The organism is Lawsonibacter sp. OA9 (assembly GCF_022440585.1).
The window spans coordinates 1,447,769-1,466,567 of the sequence record NZ_JAKNTI010000022.1; the positions used below are offsets into that span (position 1 = coordinate 1,447,769).

At 52.1% G+C, this 18,799-nt stretch carries 18 protein-coding genes, 1 tRNA gene and 1 other RNA gene; 4 read left to right on the forward strand and 16 right to left on the reverse strand.

Features of this window, described 5'->3' with window-relative positions; translation table 11 throughout:
* Window positions 1–7 precede the first annotated feature (7 nt).
* From MCG44_RS08140 to murD, 4 genes are read right to left on the reverse strand one after another with little or no spacing between them, the layout of a single operon-like run.
* Window positions 8–1,006: a M42 family metallopeptidase gene (locus tag MCG44_RS08140; protein ID WP_186852578.1), complete on the reverse strand. Its 999-nt coding sequence runs from the start codon at window positions 1,004–1,006 to the stop codon at window positions 8–10.
* Window positions 1,007–1,029: 23 nt separating this feature from the next.
* Window positions 1,030–2,055, reverse strand: a complete 1,026-nt coding sequence (locus tag MCG44_RS08145; protein ID WP_240287665.1) for a M42 family metallopeptidase — start codon at window positions 2,053–2,055, stop codon at window positions 1,030–1,032.
* Window positions 2,048–3,088 (reverse strand): M42 family peptidase, encoded by a 1,041-nt coding sequence (locus MCG44_RS08150; protein WP_240287667.1) that lies wholly within the window; start codon window positions 3,086–3,088, stop codon window positions 2,048–2,050. Before MCG44_RS08150 ends, MCG44_RS08145 begins: the two co-directional genes overlap by 8 nt.
* A 15-nt stretch (window positions 3,089–3,103) precedes the next feature.
* Complete coding sequence (gene murD / locus MCG44_RS08155) at window positions 3,104–4,489, reverse strand: UDP-N-acetylmuramoyl-L-alanine--D-glutamate ligase (RefSeq protein WP_240287670.1); 1,386 nt, start codon at window positions 4,487–4,489, stop codon at window positions 3,104–3,106.
* A 159-nt stretch (window positions 4,490–4,648) separates the two neighbouring features.
* On the opposite strand from murD, the gene rnpB reads away from it, so the two are divergent.
* An RNA gene (gene rnpB, locus MCG44_RS08160) (RNase P RNA component class A) lies at window positions 4,649–5,003 on the forward strand.
* 526 nt (window positions 5,004–5,529) lie between these two features.
* On the opposite strand, the gene MCG44_RS08165 is transcribed toward rnpB, so the two are convergent.
* From MCG44_RS08165 to MCG44_RS08195, 7 genes are all read right to left on the reverse strand, one after another.
* Window positions 5,530–6,258 carry a YebC/PmpR family DNA-binding transcriptional regulator gene (locus MCG44_RS08165; protein WP_240287672.1) on the reverse strand — a complete coding sequence of 243 codons (729 nt, stop codon included), beginning with the start codon at window positions 6,256–6,258 and terminating at the stop codon, window positions 5,530–5,532.
* 118 nt (window positions 6,259–6,376) lie between these two features.
* Complete coding sequence (locus MCG44_RS08170) at window positions 6,377–6,550, reverse strand: hypothetical protein (protein WP_240287674.1); 174 nt, start codon at window positions 6,548–6,550, stop codon at window positions 6,377–6,379.
* A gap of 112 nt (window positions 6,551–6,662) precedes the next feature.
* Window positions 6,663–7,031: a thioesterase family protein gene (locus MCG44_RS08175; RefSeq protein WP_147571787.1), complete on the reverse strand. Its 369-nt coding sequence runs from the start codon at window positions 7,029–7,031 to the stop codon at window positions 6,663–6,665.
* Between the two features lie 30 nt (window positions 7,032–7,061).
* Complete coding sequence (locus tag MCG44_RS08180; protein ID WP_186852583.1) at window positions 7,062–7,727, reverse strand: TIGR03936 family radical SAM-associated protein; 666 nt, start codon at window positions 7,725–7,727, stop codon at window positions 7,062–7,064.
* The gene (locus MCG44_RS08185) at window positions 7,720–9,558 is read right to left on the reverse strand and encodes a TIGR03960 family B12-binding radical SAM protein (protein ID WP_147571789.1); all 1,839 of its coding nucleotides are present in this window, start codon (window positions 9,556–9,558) and stop codon (window positions 7,720–7,722) included. The genes MCG44_RS08180 and MCG44_RS08185 overlap by 8 nt, the downstream gene beginning before the upstream one ends.
* Window positions 9,559–9,591: 33 nt before the next feature.
* Window positions 9,592–10,203, reverse strand: a complete 612-nt coding sequence (locus tag MCG44_RS08190; RefSeq protein ID WP_147571790.1) for a peptidase M50 — start codon at window positions 10,201–10,203, stop codon at window positions 9,592–9,594.
* Window positions 10,203–11,219 (reverse strand): M23 family metallopeptidase, encoded by a 1,017-nt coding sequence (locus MCG44_RS08195; protein ID WP_240287676.1) that lies wholly within the window; start codon window positions 11,217–11,219, stop codon window positions 10,203–10,205. Before MCG44_RS08195 ends, MCG44_RS08190 begins: the two co-directional genes overlap by 1 nt.
* Before the next feature lie 112 nt (window positions 11,220–11,331).
* Here MCG44_RS08195 and MCG44_RS08200 point away from each other — a divergent pair.
* The 3 genes from MCG44_RS08200 (at window position 11,332) to MCG44_RS08210 (ending at window position 13,432) form a co-directional block, all read left to right on the forward strand.
* A tRNA-Pro gene (locus MCG44_RS08200) sits at window positions 11,332–11,408 on the forward strand.
* A gap of 172 nt (window positions 11,409–11,580) precedes the next feature.
* Entirely contained in the window at window positions 11,581–12,489 is a 909-nt protein-coding gene (locus MCG44_RS08205; protein WP_240287678.1) for a hypothetical protein, read from the forward strand.
* 331 nt (window positions 12,490–12,820) lie between these two features.
* Window positions 12,821–13,432: a hypothetical protein gene (locus MCG44_RS08210; RefSeq protein WP_240287680.1), complete on the forward strand. Its 612-nt coding sequence runs from the start codon at window positions 12,821–12,823 to the stop codon at window positions 13,430–13,432.
* A 199-nt stretch (window positions 13,433–13,631) separates the two neighbouring features.
* Here the strand turns inward: MCG44_RS08210 and aroQ are convergent, their stop codons facing one another.
* From aroQ to aroA, 5 genes are read right to left on the reverse strand one after another with little or no spacing between them, the layout of a single operon-like run.
* Window positions 13,632–14,066 (reverse strand): type II 3-dehydroquinate dehydratase, encoded by a 435-nt coding sequence (gene aroQ, locus MCG44_RS08215; RefSeq protein WP_240287682.1) that lies wholly within the window; start codon window positions 14,064–14,066, stop codon window positions 13,632–13,634.
* Window positions 14,063–15,301, reverse strand: coding sequence for a shikimate kinase (locus tag MCG44_RS08220; RefSeq protein ID WP_240287684.1), 1,239 nt, complete (start codon window positions 15,299–15,301; stop codon window positions 14,063–14,065). The genes aroQ and MCG44_RS08220 overlap by 4 nt, the downstream gene beginning before the upstream one ends.
* Window positions 15,301–16,452: a prephenate dehydratase gene (gene pheA, locus MCG44_RS08225; RefSeq protein WP_240287686.1), complete on the reverse strand. Its 1,152-nt coding sequence runs from the start codon at window positions 16,450–16,452 to the stop codon at window positions 15,301–15,303. Before pheA ends, MCG44_RS08220 begins: the two co-directional genes overlap by 1 nt.
* 26 nt (window positions 16,453–16,478) lie before the next feature.
* Window positions 16,479–17,573 carry a chorismate synthase gene (gene aroC / locus MCG44_RS08230; protein ID WP_240287688.1) on the reverse strand — a complete coding sequence of 365 codons (1,095 nt, stop codon included), beginning with the start codon at window positions 17,571–17,573 and terminating at the stop codon, window positions 16,479–16,481.
* A complete protein-coding gene (gene aroA / locus MCG44_RS08235) occupies window positions 17,554–18,798 on the reverse strand; it encodes a 3-phosphoshikimate 1-carboxyvinyltransferase (protein WP_147571772.1) in 1,245 nt (414 codons plus the stop codon). The genes aroC and aroA overlap by 20 nt, the downstream gene beginning before the upstream one ends.
* Between the last annotated feature and the right edge of the window lies 1 nt (window position 18,799).

The window sequence follows — 18,799 nt, forward strand, 5'->3', positions numbered from 1 at the left end:
TCTCTTGTTATACATTCAACGCAGTCTGGGCGAAGGCTTCCACCAGTTTTATGCAGGCTTCCGCATCTCCAAGGTCGGCCATCTCAACAGGGGTATGGATATACCGACAGGGCACAGAGATTCCTCCGGTTTTTACCCCCAGGCGGGTGGTATGAATGGCGCCAGCGTCAGTACCGCCGCCGCGCATAATATCCCTTTGGACAGAGATCCCCTGTACCTGCGCGAGTCCCTCCAGCTTCGCTACCACTTCTGGGTGGCAGATGATAGAGGAGTCCATTACCTTGACAGCCGCTCCCTTGCCCAACTGAACAGTGCCTGACCGCTCTGATCCAGGGGTGTCATCTACATCAGTGACATCTACGGCAATGGCCCAGTCCGGATCAACAGCCCAGGCGGCGGTCTTAGCGCCCCGCAGCCCCACCTCTTCCTGGGAGGTAAAGACGAAGTACAGGTCGTTAGCACTGGTCTGGATACGCTCCAGCACAGCTAGCAGGACCGCGCAGGAGATGCGGTTATCCAAATAGGGAGAGATTACGCCGCTGCCCTGGAGAAAGCAGGGGGAGTCATACACTGCCGTATCTCCCACCTGGACCAGTTTTTTCGCCTGCTCCTCGTCTCTGGCTCCGATATCAATATAACATTCATCTAGCTTCAGCTTGCCAAAATCGGCTTTTTCCTCTGGTACGACCACGCCCCGGACACCGTTTTTGAAACGAATGGGGGTATAGACAGCCTCCTTGGGGCTGATCCCCCCCAGCTTCCCCATTCGGAGGAATCCCTCCTTCTCGATGTGAGTTACGATAAAACCGATGGAGTCCATATGGGCGGCAAGCATTACCTTCGAGCCGGGTCCCTTCCGGTGAACGATGAGATTTCCCATGGTGTCCCAGGCCACCTCATCGGCCATGGGAGAAGCCAATTCGGAGAGGATATTCCTAATATCGGCCTCATCCCCAGAGGGGCCGTGGGCAGAGCTTAACGTCTGTATCAATTCAAACAGTTCCATATGAATTACCTATTGTCCTCCCATCAAAGCTGTGCCGCCTGATCGGCCAGAAACAGTCGGGTCAGCTTCCACATATTTTCAAAGTCGGCCAAACTGCCGACCGTGGCCGGCGCATGAAGGTAGCGTACCGCGGCGGACAGAGCGGCTACCCGGACACCGGATCTGGATCGCTGAATGGTGCGGGCGTCGTTGCCTCCGGCAATATATTCCTTGGTCTGCCAGGGAATCCCGTGCTCCTCCGCCAAGCGGCGCAGATTCTCAAAAAGGTCCCGATCATAGATGGTAGCGCCGTCCATATAGGAGATTACAGGCCCCTTGCCTGGGGCACATACTCGGCGCGCTCCCTCTACCCCTGGCAGATCGGCAGCGGTCGTGGTTTCCAGCACCAGCGCCACCTCCGGCGACACCGAGAAGGCAGTCCCAAAGGCTCCACGGGTGCCTACTTCCTCCTGAGCAGTGAAGGCAAAGGTCACATCCAGGGGCAGATCCTCCTTCAACAGCTCCAGCATAATCGCACAGCCAATCCGGTCATCAATGGCCTTGGCCTTCAAGAAGCCCTGTCCAAACTCCTGGGGTGGGCCAACAAAGGAGCCGTAGGTGCCAGGCGGGACCAGCTTCTCTGCCTCTTCCCTATCCTTCGCTCCGATATCGATATAGAGGGCGTCGGTCTTTGGGACCTTCTCCTCCTCCTCCCTGCTCACCAGGTGGATGGCCTTTAGTCCAATCAGTCCAGGAATCTCATTTTCGCCCAGGACCACCGGCTTACCAATGGCCACACGGCGGTCGACACCACCAACAAAATCAAATTTTAGAAAGCCTTCCTCCGTAATCCTTGTAACAATCACGCCCACCTCATCCATGTGGGCGGCGAGAAGGAGCTTATTTCCGGTAGACTTCTTTCCACGCTTAAAAACGATCAGATTTCCTAGCGCGTCGCTGCGCAGGGAGTCGGCATATGGCTGTGCCTGTGTCTGGATAAAGTTTCGGACCGGGTCCTCTGCCCCAGAAACGCCGTTGAGTCGGCACAGTTCCTTCAGTAGCTCAAGCATAGCTGGGGACCTCCCTCCCAATACCCCGAATAAAGGCGGCCAGAAGCTCGGCCGTCGCTTCTAGATCCCGGCAGCTGACAGTTTCCACTGGGGTATGCATATACCGCAGTGGTAGGGATAGGACGGCGGTAGCCACACCTTCCCGGCTCACCTGAAGGGGCCATCCGTTAGTACCGCTGTGACCAGCCATGACTTCCAACTGGAAGTCCATATCCAGCTCCCGCGCCTTGTCCCGCAGCCTCTGGGACATCCAGCGGGCACAGTTTGGGCCAAGCCCAATGACAGGGCCCCCTCCCAGCCGGAACGTCTTATCTTTAGAGGCATCCGGGCTGTCTCCGTGTGTCACGTCCACTGCCACACACAGATCAGGGATGATGCCATAAGCGGCGGTAATAGCGCCGGTACTATGCGTTTCCTCCTGTGTGGAGCCTACTACATATACGTCCACATCCAGATCTTCTCCCGCCAGACGCTGGACAGTGTCCAGCAAAATGGCAAAACAGGCCCGGTCATCCAGTGATTTTCCGCATATCAGATCCTCCCCCAGTGGCACACAGCTGGTGTGATATACGGCCGGCGTGCCAACGGGGACCAGTTTTTTGGCATTTTCCTTACTCTGTCCGATGTCGATAAACAGTTCCTGAATGGGCTGGGACTTGTCCATGTCCTCTCTACTCTGCACATGGGGCGGCAGGCAGGCTACCACACCCAGCATGGGAGGATCGGTGAGAATGGTTACTTCCCGGTCTGGAAGCATCCGAGGATCTACACCGCCCAAGGATGCAAAACGGAGGAAACCGTCCTCATGTCCGGTAATGATAAAACCGATCTCATCTAAGTGGGCATCCAGTACAAGTCTAGGTGCATTTTCTTTTCCACACCGCCGGACGCCTACTACACTGCCCATTTTTTGGATCTGTACTGCGTCCATCCAGGGGGCCAGAAGCTGGGCGGCAGCCTCCGCTACCGCCCGCTCAAAGCCGCTAGGGCCCGCTAGGGCACACAGCTGCGGCAAAATGATTCTATAATCCAAGCCTATTCCTCCGCATCAGAGCGCGTTGACAAGCTCTTTAAATATTCGTCCGCGCTCCATAAAATTTTTAAATCGGTCAAACGCGGCACAGGCGGGAGATAGAACCACCACATCACCCGCGACTGCGGCCCCCTGAGCCGCGGCCACAGCGGCGGACAAATCCTCAGTTTCAATCAGTTTTAGCCCGCTGTCCCTGTAGCCCTCCGCTTCTTCCACAGCCTTTCGTATGGCAGGGGCGGTATCACCCGTCAAAATCAACGTTTTTACCTTCTTTATAATCTCCACGCCTAGCTGCGTAAAGGGGACTCCCTTATCATATCCTCCCGCGATCAAAATGAGCTTTTGATTGAAGGAATCCAGGCAGGCCATGGTGCGGGTAGGGCTGGTACCGATAGAATCATTGTAATACTTTACGCCATCCAATTCACGGACCAACTCAATACGATGTTCGACACCGGTGAATCGCTGTGCAACGGCCCGAACCTTTTTGTCTGGCACTAAGCCATCCACAGCCGCAATGGCCGCCATATAATTTTCGATATTGTGGACACCAGGAATTTGGATGTCAGCCAGGGGGAGCACCTCACGGCTGCCGATTTCATTGGTCAGCCAGATAGCGCCATCCCGGAGATAGACTCCCTCTTCCAAACTCTGCTTTCTGCTGAACAGCATGACGGCGGTCGGGGCCTGTTTGGACAGGGCACGTGTAATATCGTTATCGTAGTTGAATATTGCACGGTCACCCGGCTCCTGGTACCGGAAAATATTAATCTTAGCGGCGGTATATTCCTCCATGGTGTGATGATAGTCCAGATGGTTGGGGGAAAGATTGGTAAAGACCGCCACATTGGGGCTCTGCCCCATAGACATCAGTTGAAAAGAGGACAGCTCCACCACGACCATATCCTCCGGGGTCATACCGGCGACATCCGGGAGAAGTGGTTTGCCGATATTACCCCCCACATAGACATTATACCCAGCTTCTTTTAGAAACTCACTGATCAGCGTTGTGGTCGTGGTCTTTCCGTCGCTGCCAGTGACACCGATGATCTTACAGGGACACATCTGAAAAAAGAGCTCCATTTCAGAGGTAACGATGCTCCCCCTCTCGGCCGCCTCCCGCAGTTCAGGGGTGTTGGGACTGAGGCCGGGCGTTCGGAAAATAAGGTCGAACCGCGCCAACCGGTCCAGATAACCAGGTCCCAGATGAAGTTTAGCCCCCAGGCTCTCCAATTCCGCGGCCTGCTCCTCCACCCGTTCCCGGGGCGCCTTATCACAGACCGTGACCTTCAGACCAGCCCGAAGGAACATTCGAATCAGAGGGGTATTGCTGACTCCCATACCAATGACAGCGATGGAATAGCCATGGAGGGACTCAAGATATTCAGTAATGGTGGACACTGAAACGTCCTCCTTCCAAGTTTTTCTTTCCCAGCACTTTATATTAACATACCGGGCAAAAAAATTCAATCGAAACTGTGAGCGGCTCCATATGCTTGGAAGTTTCCAGTCCAGGAAACCATTTGACATACACTCCGTTTTCCTGTATGATAGACCAGTCAAGCAGGCTGGACAGCCGCGCGGATGGGGCGAAAGGCCCATCTGTGAGGAAAGTCCGGGCTCCACAGGGCAAGGATAACGGGTAACACCCGCCGGGGGCGACCCTAGGAAAAGTGCAACAGAGATATACCGCCTCGTTCTCCTTGAACGGGGTAAGGGTGGAAAGGTGAGGTAAGAGCTCACCCGATGGCGTGGAAGCGCCCATCGCTGTAAACTCTATCCGGAGCAACGCCGTGGAGGGACAACAGGCTGGCCCGGCCGTTCCATGGAGGCGGCTTGAGTGCGCCGGCAACGACGCATCGAGATAGATGGCTGTCTTAAAAGACAGAACCCGGCTTACAGGCCTGCTTGCGATACAGCGTTCCAGTCAGAGGGCAGGGACGCTGTATTTTTTATTTTCTATCAGAATTCCTCTTTGTGTTCCTGGTCGGAACTGAGAATAATAGTATGAATACTATAAGAAATACCCAGAAACATGAAATAGCTGAAGGCAACTTTGGCTGTTATATGATTCTTTTTTTACATTCAAGGATTATTTAATGATGAAATGTAACATCACAGAATTTTTTGCGTCCATATGGATGAACAGTATTTTATTGACCTTGAAGAAACAGATAATACCCAGCAAATCTAAAAAAATGATTTGATTGTATTCTTCTATAAATTTTGATAAACCTATCAATGAATCAATGTACATTCATTTTTGAATTAGACTTTGGGACCAAGAAATTAGGAGTTTATTTTATGGAAATTTCATCTTCTGTTACAAAGTATGATACCTATACTGGCACCAGTCAGTTCTGCATTATCATCTATGACGAGTAACAAAAAAGGGCCCTGGAGCGGTTTTGCGCTCCAGGGCCCTTTTCTTATGAGAAGAATCAGTCCTGGTCCCAGTTGTGATACACAGCCTGGACATCATCATTTTCCTCCAGGAGATCGATCAGCTTCTCCATATTTTTGATATCGTCCTCAGCGGTAAGCTTGACATAGTTCTGGGGGACCATCTGGACTCCAGCCTCCAAGAAGACATAGCCTTTCTTCTCCAGAGTTTCGGTCACAGCGGCGAAGGCATCGGGATCAGTATAGACCTCAAATACCTCGTCGTCAGCCTGCATATCGTCGGCGCCGGCCTCCAGAGCATCCATCATAACAGTATCCTCGTCTAGGTCTTCCGACTCGATGACAATGACACCCTTGCGGTCAAAGGACCAGGATACACAACCAGTGGCGCCCAAGCCCTTGCCATACTTGTCCAGCAGGTGGCGGACCTCAGGGGCGGTGCGGTTGCGGTTGTCGGTCAGCGCCTCGATGATCACGGCGACGCCATTGGGGCCGTAGCCCTCATAGGTCACGTTCTCAAAGCTGTCGGTATTGCCGGAGCCCAACGCCTTGTCGATGGTCCGCTTGATATTATCGTTGGGCATATTGGCCGCCTTGGCCTTGGCAATGACGGTGGCCAGACGGGAGTTGTTGGCGGGATCACCGCTGCCCCCGGTCTTGACTGCTACGATCATTTCACGGGCAATCTTGGTAAAAATTTGGGAGCGCTTGGCGTCGGCCGCACCCTTGGTCTTCTGTATATTGTGCCACTTGGAATGTCCGGACATGGTAATATCGTTCCCTTCTTGTGTAATGAGCGCAAATATTATATCACTCTTTATAGGCCTTGACAAGCTGTTTTCTCAGGAGATCGTCCAATCTATATAGATTACAGAAATTGCACCGTCAATTTCTTTCGGAAATGGTAAGAAGTGTGCCACGCAACAACTCTGCAAAATAAGAAAGCGAACTATTCAAACCAGATCCTGCCCGTTCAATTGCTTGGGACAAAAGAACGCCAAAAATTATAATAGAAATGGATAAAGTGATCATACCTAAAAGAAATACCCAATTTTTCATTGTTTAACCTCCTTTGGTACAATTGCTTTCAAAGTTCGCAATACTTTCCATAGACAATATAGGTGTAATTGAAGTCAGGAGATCCCAAGGCCTTTCGGATACAATGCCAGCGTCACTGGACCTGACTCCGGTCTTTGTCAGGCACCATGATACGCAGATGCCAACCCTCACCACATTTGCCCTTCTCGTCAAACACTTCGATGTCAAACCACATCTTCCGGCGCTCGATTTCCCGGAGGGTGGCGGTAGCCCACACCTTCATCCCAACGGGTGTAGGGGCCAAATGCTTGACGTGCGCTTCCGCGCCTACGGTGGTCATCCCATCGTCCAAAAATTCACGGGCCAATTCCAGAGCGGCCCCTTCCATCAGGGCCAGCATATTGGGGGTGGAAAGGATCTTGGCGCCGGCGGTTCCGATGCGCTTGGCGGTCATATCGTCTGTGACTGTCCAGGTCAGTGTATGCTGCTTCTTCTCCTCCATGGGTATTCTCCTCCTGTGTATTGTGCCCCTTCAGCGGAAGGGAGTTCCATCTTTGTCCAGTACCTCTCGGCGGTGGAAGGTAACCATGTCTGGCCGGAATTGAGGATATTCCTGGCAAAAGGCGCTGTGGATAAGTTCGGGGTTCAGGCCGGGATTCTGGGCTGACAGTACCGCATCTAGCGTCATAGTGTCGCTCTGACATTCCAGATTCCAGCCGCGGATCAAAGGAATGAGATCCACTTCTGTATATCCCTTTTTGGCTTTGTTAGATTTCTTTTGCATAATCAAACTGTCGCGGCCCAGCAGCTCCCGCATGGCAGACTCTGTCTCCTGGGGACGGCCTGCCGGATATTCCATATTCATGATGTAGTTGACATAGGCCAACTCCTTGAGTTTTCGCTGTGCTGGATAGCACTGATGGACCACGATCCCCTCCGGCATGGCGGCGGTCAATCTGCCCGGCACCTCTTCCCTGCCGGTCCCCTCCATCAGTCCAAACTCCAGTATTTCACACTGGCTGGAGTAGCCCACCGAGAGGGGCAGCGCAATGGAAACAAAGGGATGTGGATTAAACCCTTCTGTATGCTTGATCGGGATCTTGGCGCGAGCGAAAGCACGCTGAAAGGTGCGCATCAGATCCAGATGAGAGATATATTTGGCTCTCCCTGTCTTGGAAAATAGCAGGCGGTCAGCCACAGGTCCTACCTCCTGTCAGCATTTTGTTGGCCCCACAGGCCGAGCAGCGTGACCGGCAGTCTGGAGTGGTGACAGACTGGTAGCAAAGCTCCCGCTCCCGCCACAGGAATTCCCGACTGACCCCGACGCTTGGTACTGCCCAGGGGAATAGCTCGTCCTTTTCCCGGACCCGGTGGGCATAGAAGTCCCCATCCAGCCCACAGGCGGACAGAGCGTCCATCCATCGCTGGTAATCGAAATATTCGCTCCAGGCGTCAAATTTGGCTCCATGCTCCCAGGCCCATTCCAATACATCGGCTAAACGGCGGTCTCCCCTGGAGAAAATGGCCTCCAGATAGCTGGTCTGGGGGTCGTGCCAGTTGTAAGTGATCGACTTGTCCCGCTTCAGCGCATCCCGCAACAAATCCACCCGGCGCTGGTACTCCTCTACCGGGATTTGGGCCTCCCACTGGAAGGCGGTGTGCGGCTTTGGAACGAACCAGGAGGTGGATACCGTGATTCGTACTCCACGGGCCTTGTTTGGAGTGCACTCCCGCCAGGTAAAATAGACCTTACGGGCTAGGTCGGCGATGCCCAGGACATCCTCATCTGTTTCTGTGGGCAGTCCCAGCATAAAATACAGCTTTACTCCACTCCAACCGCCGGAAAAGGCGGTGCGGCAGGACTGGAGAAGGTCCTCCTCCCGGAGATTTTTGTTGATGGCGTCTCTTAGGCGCTGGGTCCCAGCCTCCGGAGCGAAAGTCAATCCGCCCTTTCGGACCCGCTGGAGCCGCTCCATCAGATTCATGGAGAAGGTATCCGCCCGCAGGGAGGGCAGAGACAGGCCAATATCCCGTGGGGCGCAGTAATCCAGCAGGTCATCACACAACTGCAGCAGACAGGGATAATCCGTGGAGGACAGGCTGGACAGTGTCATCTCCTGATAGCCGGAGTCCTCGCAGGCTTCCTTCCCATATCTGGCCAGCAGTTCTGGGCTGCGGCTTCGGACAGGGCGATAGGCATATCCAGCCTGGCAGAAGCGGCAGCCCCGGATACATCCCCGAAACAGCTCCAGCATCACCCGGTCGTGGACGATCTCGGTGGAGGGAATGATGGTCTTTACTGGGAAATAGGCTTTGTCCATGTCCTGGATGATCCGTTTTGTCACGGTGGCGGGGGCACCCTCCTTTGGAGTGATGGCTGCCACCCGTCCGTCCTCATGGTAAGTTACCTCATAAAGCGAGGGGACATAGATACCAGGGATACGAGCCGCTTCCTGTAGAAGCTCCTCTTTAGACCATCCTTCCTCCTGGGCCCTTTGGTACAGGTCTATGTACTCCAGGGTGACCTCCTCCCCTTCGCCAAGGACGAAGAAGTCAATAAAAGGGGCCAACGGTTCAGGATTATAACAGCAGGTGCCACCAGCTACCACAAGCGGAGTAAGACCTTTCCGGTCCGCGGATCGGAGCGGCAGTCCCGCCAGATCCAACATATTCAAAACATTGGAGTAGGCCATCTCATACCCAAGAGAAAAGCCGATGATATGAAAGTCTGCGATGGGATCCCCGCTCTCCAGCCCATAGAGGAGCAGTCCCTCCCGGCGCATTTCCTCTTCCATATCGCCCCAGGGGGCATAGCAGCGCTCGCACCACACATCGGGCCTCTGATTCATGACGCCATATAAAATGCGGCATCCCAAATTGGACATCCCAATCTCATAGGTATCCGGAAAACAAAGTGCGAAACGAGTGGTCACAGAACACTTCTCTTTGACCACTGCGTTATACTCGCCGCCAGTATAGCGGGCGGGCTTTTGTACTTTTGGTAAGATATGCTCTAGTGTGCGATTCATATTGATCCTCCAGTTGAAACGCCTAGGAGCGAATCAATATGATTTTACCTTTTTCTTATCTATAAGGCAAGCCCTATTTCCCCTCTTTTTTCCTTTGGAAAAAACAGCCAGCAGCCACAGCCCAACAGATAACAGGGTGATATTTCCGTTTTTCCAGGCCAGCAGCGCCCCCGCCAGAAGCAGCGAGCCTACCAGACATCCGTCCAGCAAGGCTCCAATTTGCTCTGCCACATTCAGGCCACAAAAGACAGCCAGCAATCCATGTAAAAAACGGCCGCCGTCCAGCCTCCCGACCGGCAAAAGATTAAAACAGCCTAGAGCCAGATTCAACCCGGCGAAAAGTGTTCCCCAGCTCCAGCGGCAGCAGAGGACAGCCAGCAGCAGATTCACGCCCGGTCCCGCTAGAGCCGCCACCATCTCCTGGCCATATCCCATCGGCCTACACAGTACCATTTCCGCTCCAACAGCTGTAAGGCGGATTAGCTTGATATCTCCACTCAACAGCCGTATCGACAGGAGATGCCCCAGCTCATGGAAACAGCAGGCCAACACGCACAGCGGGACCAGCCCCTGCCGGTCCAGGTAGTTGAGCCACGCCAACATGAGGAAAAAGGGCGCTGTTACTTCCAACTTTCCAATGCGCATTAGTTTTCCAGGACCTGGATATAGTAAATTGGATCCAGATGAGTTTTATTGAATTTAAGTTCCAAATGCAGGTGTGGCCCAGTGGCGGCGCCGGATGAGCCCACCTCCGCAATCTTCTCCCCCACAGCCACAGACTGTCCCTTACTGACACAGACCTTGTTACAATGAGCATAGAATGATTTGACGCCATTTCCATGGTCCAGTTGGAGATAGAGCCCATAGGAGTCGTCTTGGCCGACATACTCTACCGTGCCGGTGGCAAAGGCGCTGATTGGATCGCCTGTCTGTCCACCAATATCCACGCCGCCGTGAAACTGATACACACCATTAATAGGGTGGTCCCGGTATCCATAGACAGAATTTAAATGGCCAAGAACAGGGGTGACTGTTTCGAGATCTCCCAGTGAGAGCTTATCCATGGTATAATTATTGGGCAGTTCCTTCCCACTATAATCAGATTTGAGGAGCAGCGTACCCGCGGCCGGCACCACGGCTGGCTCCTCCACTGCCGCTGGCTGCTCCGACTGTTCCACAGGCTCCGTATCAAAGGAAATATCCAGCTTTGGGAGATCGGAGGAAAATAGGTTCTGGGTCAATTCCTCCGGATCCTGTCTGCCCCCTGTCAGGAGCACGATCTTTGATTTGGAGGAATCATACAAATTTTCTGCCTGCTGTGGATCTACGTCGGAACTAGAAGAACCGCCGAATACTTCTACGCAAAATTCACCAAGTTGGTCCAGCAGCGTGCCTTCCCCCCCAATCGTGGCACCAAGTTTGGAAAAAGCAGCTTTAAAATCGATATTATAGGTGATAAGCTGAACGATATCGTCCCGCACCTGAAGCAGTTTGGCTGGGAAAATTCCCTTCCCTAAAAATACGGTTAGAAATAGGACGACACAGACCAACAGCTGACGTAGACGTGTCCTCTCCTGGCTGCTGGATCCTCTACTATGCCGGCCTGCTCCGGTAGGTGAGAAATGGATATTTTTTCGGGCAGTGTGTGCGGCGCGATACATCCTGGCCCCTCCCTTTTCAGATATCGGTGATAGGTCAGTCTATTCTGAAGCGGTTTTGGATATTACACTTGACATCTTTGATGAAAGATTTTATAATATAGCAGTTAGAACTCCGGGTGTGGCGAAGCTTGGTATCGCGCTTGGTTCGGGTCCAAGAGACCGTGGGTTCAAATCCCGCCACTCGGACCATCAGAAAGACCGTTGACCTTTGTCGGCGGTCTTTTACTATTCCTGTATTTATGCGGGTTTACAGCCAAAATATTTATCGAAAATCCCATAATTACACTCGAATGTAAAATCGAGTGACAAGTTTTTTCAATATGATATAATAAATTGGAATATGATTTTAATGGAGGTACGCATGGATAAGAAAGTTACATCAGATCAGTTGATTGTCCCTGTCTATTTGAATGAAAAAACTGTATTAGATATGCTTGCTATTATTGAAGATGGTTTTTCGATGGTAAGTGAAGTTACCTCCTCAAATCAGGACACGTCATCAAGCGCCGGGAAACTATCTGGTGGTGTATCTACGAAAGCTATTTTAGATAAATTATTAAAGATCCAATTGGAAGGTAATTTTCAAAAAGATAAGTCAACAACTTCCGGGGTGGACACAAAACTCGAAAAAGTTCACACCAGTGTTTCTTTGTTGTCCAAATTTAGGTCCGAACTTATTGATGGCAACTTATTAACTTGCAAAGCTGGTGACAATTTAGACATATCAAATATAAATACAGGTGATTTTATTGAAATTGAAGGAGAACTTCAGAAAAATCCAATGATTGACATCATGGAAAAATTTATAGATGTATTTAGAATGGCAGATATTTTCACAGATAAGCCTCAGCTTGGAAACAAAAAAGCTGCTTCTGAAAAGAAGGCAACTGACAATATAACGGTACGGCAAATGCAGTCTTTCCTAAACGAATTAAAGCATACAGGAACAGTGGACTTTATTTTAGAAAGTAGTAGTGGTGGAACTGCTGTTTTATCTGCGCAGGAACAATATTTGGCTAATGATAATATTTCTGAACTCATCGGTGGCACCTTCAAGGTTTTAGGTAAAATCATTCGGGTGTGCAGAGAAGATGAGGATGGAATAAATCTGCTAAGAAAAACTACATTAAACATATTAGACAGCACTACGCGCGAGCAATTTTTAGCAATGTTTAAGGCCGAAGAGCTTGCTGCATTTAACCTTCCTGATGTACGATTTATGATTGCTCCTCCCGCTGTAATTATTATTCCGGTTGCAATTTATGCGTAATGTATGGATAAAAACCTCTTGCTGACAGCTTGCAAACAATTGATGTGGCTGGACTTTTCCAAGTCCTATAATTACACTCCGACCAAACAATGATAATCCGAACTACATTCTCTAAGTGATGAATGTGTTCGGATTTATCATTTCTGCTGAAAATGTACTTTGATTAGCAAGAATTGGGGGATTGGGAACAACATTCCAAATCCTTGCTTTTTGTTGTGCTTCTTATTATAATTACATCAACAATACATCATTTTGTCTGCCGATTTACTCCAAGAAATTCCTCAAAAATGTTACATTTAGAGCAGTATGATATCGCTGAACGGAGGTTAATATGAAAAGAAACGTAGTTATTGTGACCATATGTTTGCTTGTATCATTCGCATTTTCCGCTTGCGTACCTGCAACCCCTAGCGACCAAACACCTGAATTTTTTAATGACATTGGAAAAACACTTAGTGAATTAAGAAATGAGTATCCCGAAGGCGAATTTATTGTAAGATTAGATGGATTCCCGGATTGTGCTGCTATATGTTTTGGGGATCCGGAGGCGGAATATGTTTCCTACTTTTTCGGAACACAGAGCGGTAATGCTGAAAAGGCTATGAACGAATATGAAGACCAGTTAAAATGCGCTGGTTTCATCACAACAGCAAATGTACTTTTTCCAGACATGGAAGATGACATGTCCTTTGAAGATTTCTTCTCCTTGATTGGTGTCGATGATTATGAGTACTTCGGAGAAGACACGATAACCGCAGAAGGCTGGTTAAGATTCATGTATAGTGGTATGGAAGTAATGGTGAACACAAACGAAGCCGTTGCTGGCGGCGGATGGGATATCACAGGAGCAGAAAGAGTAAAGAGTAATGCTCCGGTATCTGTTGTAGACCAAGAAATATCAAATACCAATCTAGACTTAGCTGAGACGGTTATGTTCGATTAGACTGTGGCATGAGAACACATCGCTACAGCTGGCGTGTATTTAATCCTTGAGGGATTAGCAAAAAATAATGGTTGCTAAATAAGTAAACCAGGAGGGAACATCATTTCAGATGTCCCCTCCTTTATCATGCGTGTTTGTATTATTTAGACTTTAGACTGTTGCCGTGCTTTCCACTCTGCAAACTCTTGTTTCCAGGTTATCAGTGGCCGTATTTTTGGCAGAGATACTGGATGGCGCGCCGGTAGCCCTCGAAGCCCAGTCCGATAAAGGACTCCTCGCAGGCCATGCCCGCATAGGAGATTTGCCGAAATGGTTCCCGGCTGTTCACATCGGAGAGATGGACCTCTACCGCCGGCAGCGCCACCGCCTTTAGGGCGTCCAAAATAGCTACGCTGGTATGGGTATAGGCGGCTGGGTTGATTACGATACCGTCCATTCTGCCATAGGCAGATTGAATTTTATCCACAATCGCTCCCTCATGATTGGATTGGAACAACTCCACAGACGCCCCACTCTCCTGGGCTGCTGCCTGGATAAATCGTTCCAAGGCGGAAAAACTCTGGTCGCCGTAAATGTTCGGCTCCCGGATACCTAACAGATTCAAGTTTGGACCATTGATTACAAGTAGATTCATAGCTCCAGCCTCCTGATGATCTCGTCCGCTGTTTCCTCTACCGTACCTTGGTTGTCAACCGTAAGGTCAGCCAACTGACTATATAGAGGTGCGCGCTGCCGGTAGAGCTCCTCCAGAGAATGGAACTGGGATACCGGACGTCCATCCGTGGGGAGCAGTTCCAAGTCCCGGCGGAGATAAATAACTGTGGAATTTTGGCGGATAGGGTCCCAGTTCTCACGTTTGGTGACGATTCCGCCGCCGCAGGCAATGACTTTACCTGACTGCTTGGCCAGCTGACAGATGGCCTGATGCTCCCTGCTTCGGAAGCCCTCCTCCCCTTCCCAGGAAAAGATCTCCGGAATAGAACAACCGCTGTTGGCAACGATATGCTGGTCAATATCTTCCAGGGGCCGACCCAGACGGCGGGCCAGCGCCTGCCCTATCGTAGTCTTTCCGCAGCCCGGCATCCCAATCAGAAGAAGATTGAGAGCCTGACGTTCAATACAGGCGGTGATTTCCGCCACCCTGCTGTCCTGAATCGTTTGGCCTAAAAACCGCTCCGCTGCCGTTTTGGCCTGGGCTACCAGCATTCCTAAGCCATTGGCCCAGAGCATTCCTCGTCTAGCACCATCCAACAGGAACCGGGTCCGGCTTGGGTTGTAAATGAGGTCAAAGACCTGGCCGCAATGTGGAAATTGCGCCAAGTCCACAGGAGAAGCCCCTACATTGGGATACATCCCCACTGGCGTAGCGTTCACAATCAGTTCCGCATCCTGGTGCCGCTCCAGATTTTCGTAATTGTCCGGTCCTTTGCGGGATATCCCTACGGCCTGCCCAACGCCTAAATCCGAAAGGACCGCATGGACAGTGAGCGAGGCTCCTCCACTTCCAAGTACAAGCGCTTTTTTTCCTCTTATCTGGGCCCCGGCTGAACGAAGCAGATACAAGAAACCGTCATAATCGGTATTATCCCCATACAGGGTCCCATCAGGTCTCTTGATAATGGTATTGACACTGCCGATCCGCTGGGCCGCAGGGGAAAGCTGGTCACAGAATCTCATCGCTGTTTTTTTGTAGGGAATCGTCACATTGAGTCCGCGAAACTGCCCTTGACGCAGGAAGGGCCCCACCTGTTCTGGAGACAGCTCCACTAGTTGGTAATCATAGCCCCCCAACTGCCGATGGATTGCTGGGGAGAAGCTGTGAGCAAGATGCTCCCCCAGTAGTCCAAATTCCAGATGACGCGGGACCATCAGCAGATGACCTCGTTATAGGTCCCAAGGTAGCGGAAGTACTCGCTCTCCTCATCCAGATCTTGGAACAGACGTTCCATCTCCGGGGCGTATACAGAGCACTCCAGATCGAAGTAGAACATGAACTCAAATTCCCGGTCCGGAAGCGGGCGGCTCTCCAGCTTGCGAAGGTTGATCCCCAGAGCATAAAATTTGGACAGTACATGGTAGAGCGAGCCTGGTCTATGGGGCAGGGTCATCATCAGCGAGGTACGGTCCGCTCCGGGATATATTTCAGGGATTTTTGAGATACAAATGAACCGGGTATAGTTGTTATCCTGGTCCTGAACATTGGTCTGAACCAGATTGAGACCATACTCCTCGCCACAGAAGCGAGAGGAGATAGCGGCAACATCGGTACGGTCAGATTGTGCCACCATACGGGCGGCCACCGCAGTATTTTCTACCATGGTCACTTTGATGTTCTTCATTCCAGCCAGATAGTCCGCGCACTGGCTGATCGCCTGCTCATGGGAGAACACCTCTCGAATGTCACCCAGCTTCGTCCCGTGCTTGGCAAGCAGATTGTGGCTGACCTTCAGGCGGACAGAGCGGACAATGGAAAAGTTGTGCTGGATCATCAGATCATATATCGCGTTGACGGAACCGGCGGTACTGTTTTCGATGGGCAGTATTCCATATTGGCACATGCCGCTCTCCACCGCTTTGAATACATGATCGAAGGTATCAAAATAGAGAATCGTAGGAGATTTAAAGATGCTGTCGCAGGCCATCTGGGAGTAGGCGCCCTCTATCCCCTGGCAGGCCACGGTGGCCCGCTGGGGAAAGAGCGCCGGGGTCTCAGCCAAGGCCGTCCGGATGGTTTCATAGACCTGGGACTTCACCCCGCCACACTGGTTCTGATAGGAGCGGCCCACCGCCAGGATGGCACGAAATACAGACTCTGTGTAATCGGCCAGCTCCTCACCAGCCTCCGCCCCTACCTTGGCCAGCAGCACCCGTTCTCTGCCGGCATCTAAGGTGGGCAGTCCGTTTTTCCTTTTGTATAGAGCTACATCTCTGGAGACAGCCATCCGCTGTTTCAGCAGGTCTACCAGTTGGCTGTCAATGTGGTCAATTCGCTCCCTTAAGTCATTCAGATTGTGCTCCATGGGAAATCTCCTCCTAAATTTTTATCCTAGATATGGTCGGTATTTTGATCCAGCAGGGCGTCCAGTACGACGGCGGCAGCGACAGCCTCTACCACTGGCACCGCCCGGGGTACGATACAAGGGTCATGGCGGCCGGTGATGTGAAGCTCCTCCTCTGTGTGGGTAGAAAGGCGGACCGTACGCTGAGACTGGGCGATAGAGGGGGTAGGTTTAAAGGCAACTCGGAACAGGATAGGCATCCCATTTGATATCCCACCCAGTATTCCACCGGCATGATTTGTTTCAGTCCGGATAGCCCCATCCTCCAAAATAAATGGGTCGTTGTTCTCTGATCCCCGCAGGTTGGCGGACTGAAAGCCGGTGCCAAACTCCACGCCCTTTACAGCCGGGATGGCGAACAGGGCCGCGGCCAGTTGGCTCTCCAGGCCCTGAAACATGGGAGAGCCTACCCCGGCCGGCAGCCCGGTGACCATGCACTCTACAACACCCCCTACCGAGTCCCCTTCCCTCTGCGCCTGGAGGATGACCGCACGCATCGGCTCCTCCACATTGGGGTCTAGGACTGGGAATGAGGCCGCCTGAACCCGCCGCAGCACTTCTGTCTGTTCTCCCAGTGGGTCAAATGGCTTATCTTCTATCTGTGCGATAAAACGAATATGGGCCCCAATGGCAATCCCGCGTCGGGACAGGAGCTGGGCGCAGATGCCGCCGGCGATACAAAGGGGGGCTGTGAGCCGCCCAGAAAAGTGTCCGCCGCCCCGCACATCCTGATGGCCACCATATTTGATCTGGGCAGTAAAGTCTGCATGTGCGGGGCGCGGCTTATCGCATAGGTCATTGTAATCCTGGGACCGAATATTGGTGTTCTCGATGATAGCGGTCAGAGGCGCTCCACAGGTCTCTCCCTCCAGCAAACCACACAGAATACGAGGGATATCTCCCTCCTTTCGAGCGGTAGCGGTAGTGTCCCATCCAGGGGCGCGACGATGGAGAAAGCGTTGGAGTCCCTCCAGATCCACGCTCTCGCCGGCTGGCAGTCCATCCACTGTCACGCCGATCACCTGGGAATGGGACTGCCCAAAGATAGAGATATGGATATGCTTACCGAAGTACGAGGCCATGTATATTCCCTCCTAACACTTGAAAATGCTCCCAGAAATTGGGGTAGGACTTGTTTACGCACTCCGCACCTAAGATAGTTACTGGCTTCTGGCAAGTCTGGGCGGACACAGCGGCCATCATTGCAATGCGGTGATCGTTTTGGCTGTCAACCATTTCGCCTCCCATCAGGCTGTCCCGGCCCCGGATGGTAAGGCTGTCCTCCCCTTCCCTAATATCCGCTCCTAAAGCAATCAGAGCTGCCGTTACTGAATTGAGGCGGTCACTCTCCTTCATTCTAAGCCGCCCAGCGTTATTAAAGCGGCAGGTCCCTTTCCGTACCGCGGCCATTGCGGCCAGAGGGGGTACAAGATCAGGGTACTGGGACACGTCCAGATCCACATCACCTGGCCGCGCCAGTTTCCAGTAGAAGGAGGCCACAGCCTTGTCTCCCTGGGCGGAGGTGGGGTTCAACCCCTGAATCGTAATCTGTCCACCCAGAAAATTGGCGGCGTACCAAAAGGCTGCCTGGGACCAATCGGATTCCACAGTATAATCCATCGCCTTGTAAGCAGTCTTTCCTGTGATGTGAAAATACTTTATAGTATTGTGAAGCTCGGTCACTGTTACCCCTGCGCCTGCCAGGGTATCCAAAGTCATGGCGAGGTAATCCCGGCCCTCTATGTGGGTAGTAGGTACAATGCGTGATATCCCTGACACCAGAGGTAGAGCATAGAGAAGACCTGTAAAAAATTGGCTGGACACATTTCCGGGTAGCTCGTAGTCCCCTGCCTTCAGTTGTCCAAGGACTGTCAATGTATCCCCCTCCCTGTTCCAGGAGATCCCCTTTTCACGGAACAGGTGGATGTAAGGCTCCTGGGGCCGCTCCATCAGCCGGCCCCGGCCGGTAAATATCCCGCCTCCTGCTACCGCCAAGGCAATCGGGATGAGAAAGCGCAAGGTAGAGCCCGACTCTCCACAGTCAAAGTGTGGCAACTCCTTTCCCGGCTGGAAGATCCCCCCCATACCGGTCACCTCTAAGGTCCGCTCCCCCTTCCGCTCCCAATGTGCCCCCAGGGCACCGATACAACTCAGGGTAGCGAGGATATCCTGGGAAATGGCCACATTCTCCAGCCTGCTCCTGCCCCTGGCCAGGGCAGCGGCCAGAATGACCCGGTGTGTCTGACTCTTACTGGGTGGCGGAGTTACCCTGCCCTGTAGTTTGTTTGGAACAATGGTCACATCCATA

Coding starts and splice junctions, on each gene's coding strand:
- MCG44_RS08140 (WP_186852578.1), bottom strand. CDS start 1,006: ATGGAACTGTTTGAATTGATACAGACGTTAAGCTCTGCCCACGGCCCC.
- MCG44_RS08185 (WP_147571789.1), bottom strand. CDS start 9,558: ATGAATCGCACACTAGAGCATATCTTACCAAAAGTACAAAAGCCCGCC.
- aroC (WP_240287688.1), bottom strand. CDS start 17,573: ATGGCCTCGTACTTCGGTAAGCATATCCATATCTCTATCTTTGGGCAG.
- MCG44_RS08145 (WP_240287665.1), bottom strand. CDS start 2,055: ATGCTTGAGCTACTGAAGGAACTGTGCCGACTCAACGGCGTTTCTGGG.
- MCG44_RS08190 (WP_147571790.1), bottom strand. CDS start 10,203: ATGCGCATTGGAAAGTTGGAAGTAACAGCGCCCTTTTTCCTCATGTTG.
- MCG44_RS08170 (WP_240287674.1), bottom strand. CDS start 6,550: ATGAAAAATTGGGTATTTCTTTTAGGTATGATCACTTTATCCATTTCT.
- MCG44_RS08205 (WP_240287678.1), top strand. CDS start 11,581: ATGGATAAGAAAGTTACATCAGATCAGTTGATTGTCCCTGTCTATTTG.
- MCG44_RS08175 (WP_147571787.1), bottom strand. CDS start 7,031: ATGGAGGAGAAGAAGCAGCATACACTGACCTGGACAGTCACAGACGAT.
- MCG44_RS08210 (WP_240287680.1), top strand. CDS start 12,821: ATGAAAAGAAACGTAGTTATTGTGACCATATGTTTGCTTGTATCATTC.
- aroQ (WP_240287682.1), bottom strand. CDS start 14,066: ATGAATCTACTTGTAATCAATGGTCCAAACTTGAATCTGTTAGGTATC.
- MCG44_RS08220 (WP_240287684.1), bottom strand. CDS start 15,301: ATGGTCCCGCGTCATCTGGAATTTGGACTACTGGGGGAGCATCTTGCT.
- pheA (WP_240287686.1), bottom strand. CDS start 16,452: ATGGAGCACAATCTGAATGACTTAAGGGAGCGAATTGACCACATTGAC.
- MCG44_RS08195 (WP_240287676.1), bottom strand. CDS start 11,219: ATGTATCGCGCCGCACACACTGCCCGAAAAAATATCCATTTCTCACCT.
- aroA (WP_147571772.1), bottom strand. CDS start 18,798: ATGGATGTGACCATTGTTCCAAACAAACTACAGGGCAGGGTAACTCCG.
- MCG44_RS08165 (WP_240287672.1), bottom strand. CDS start 6,258: ATGTCCGGACATTCCAAGTGGCACAATATACAGAAGACCAAGGGTGCG.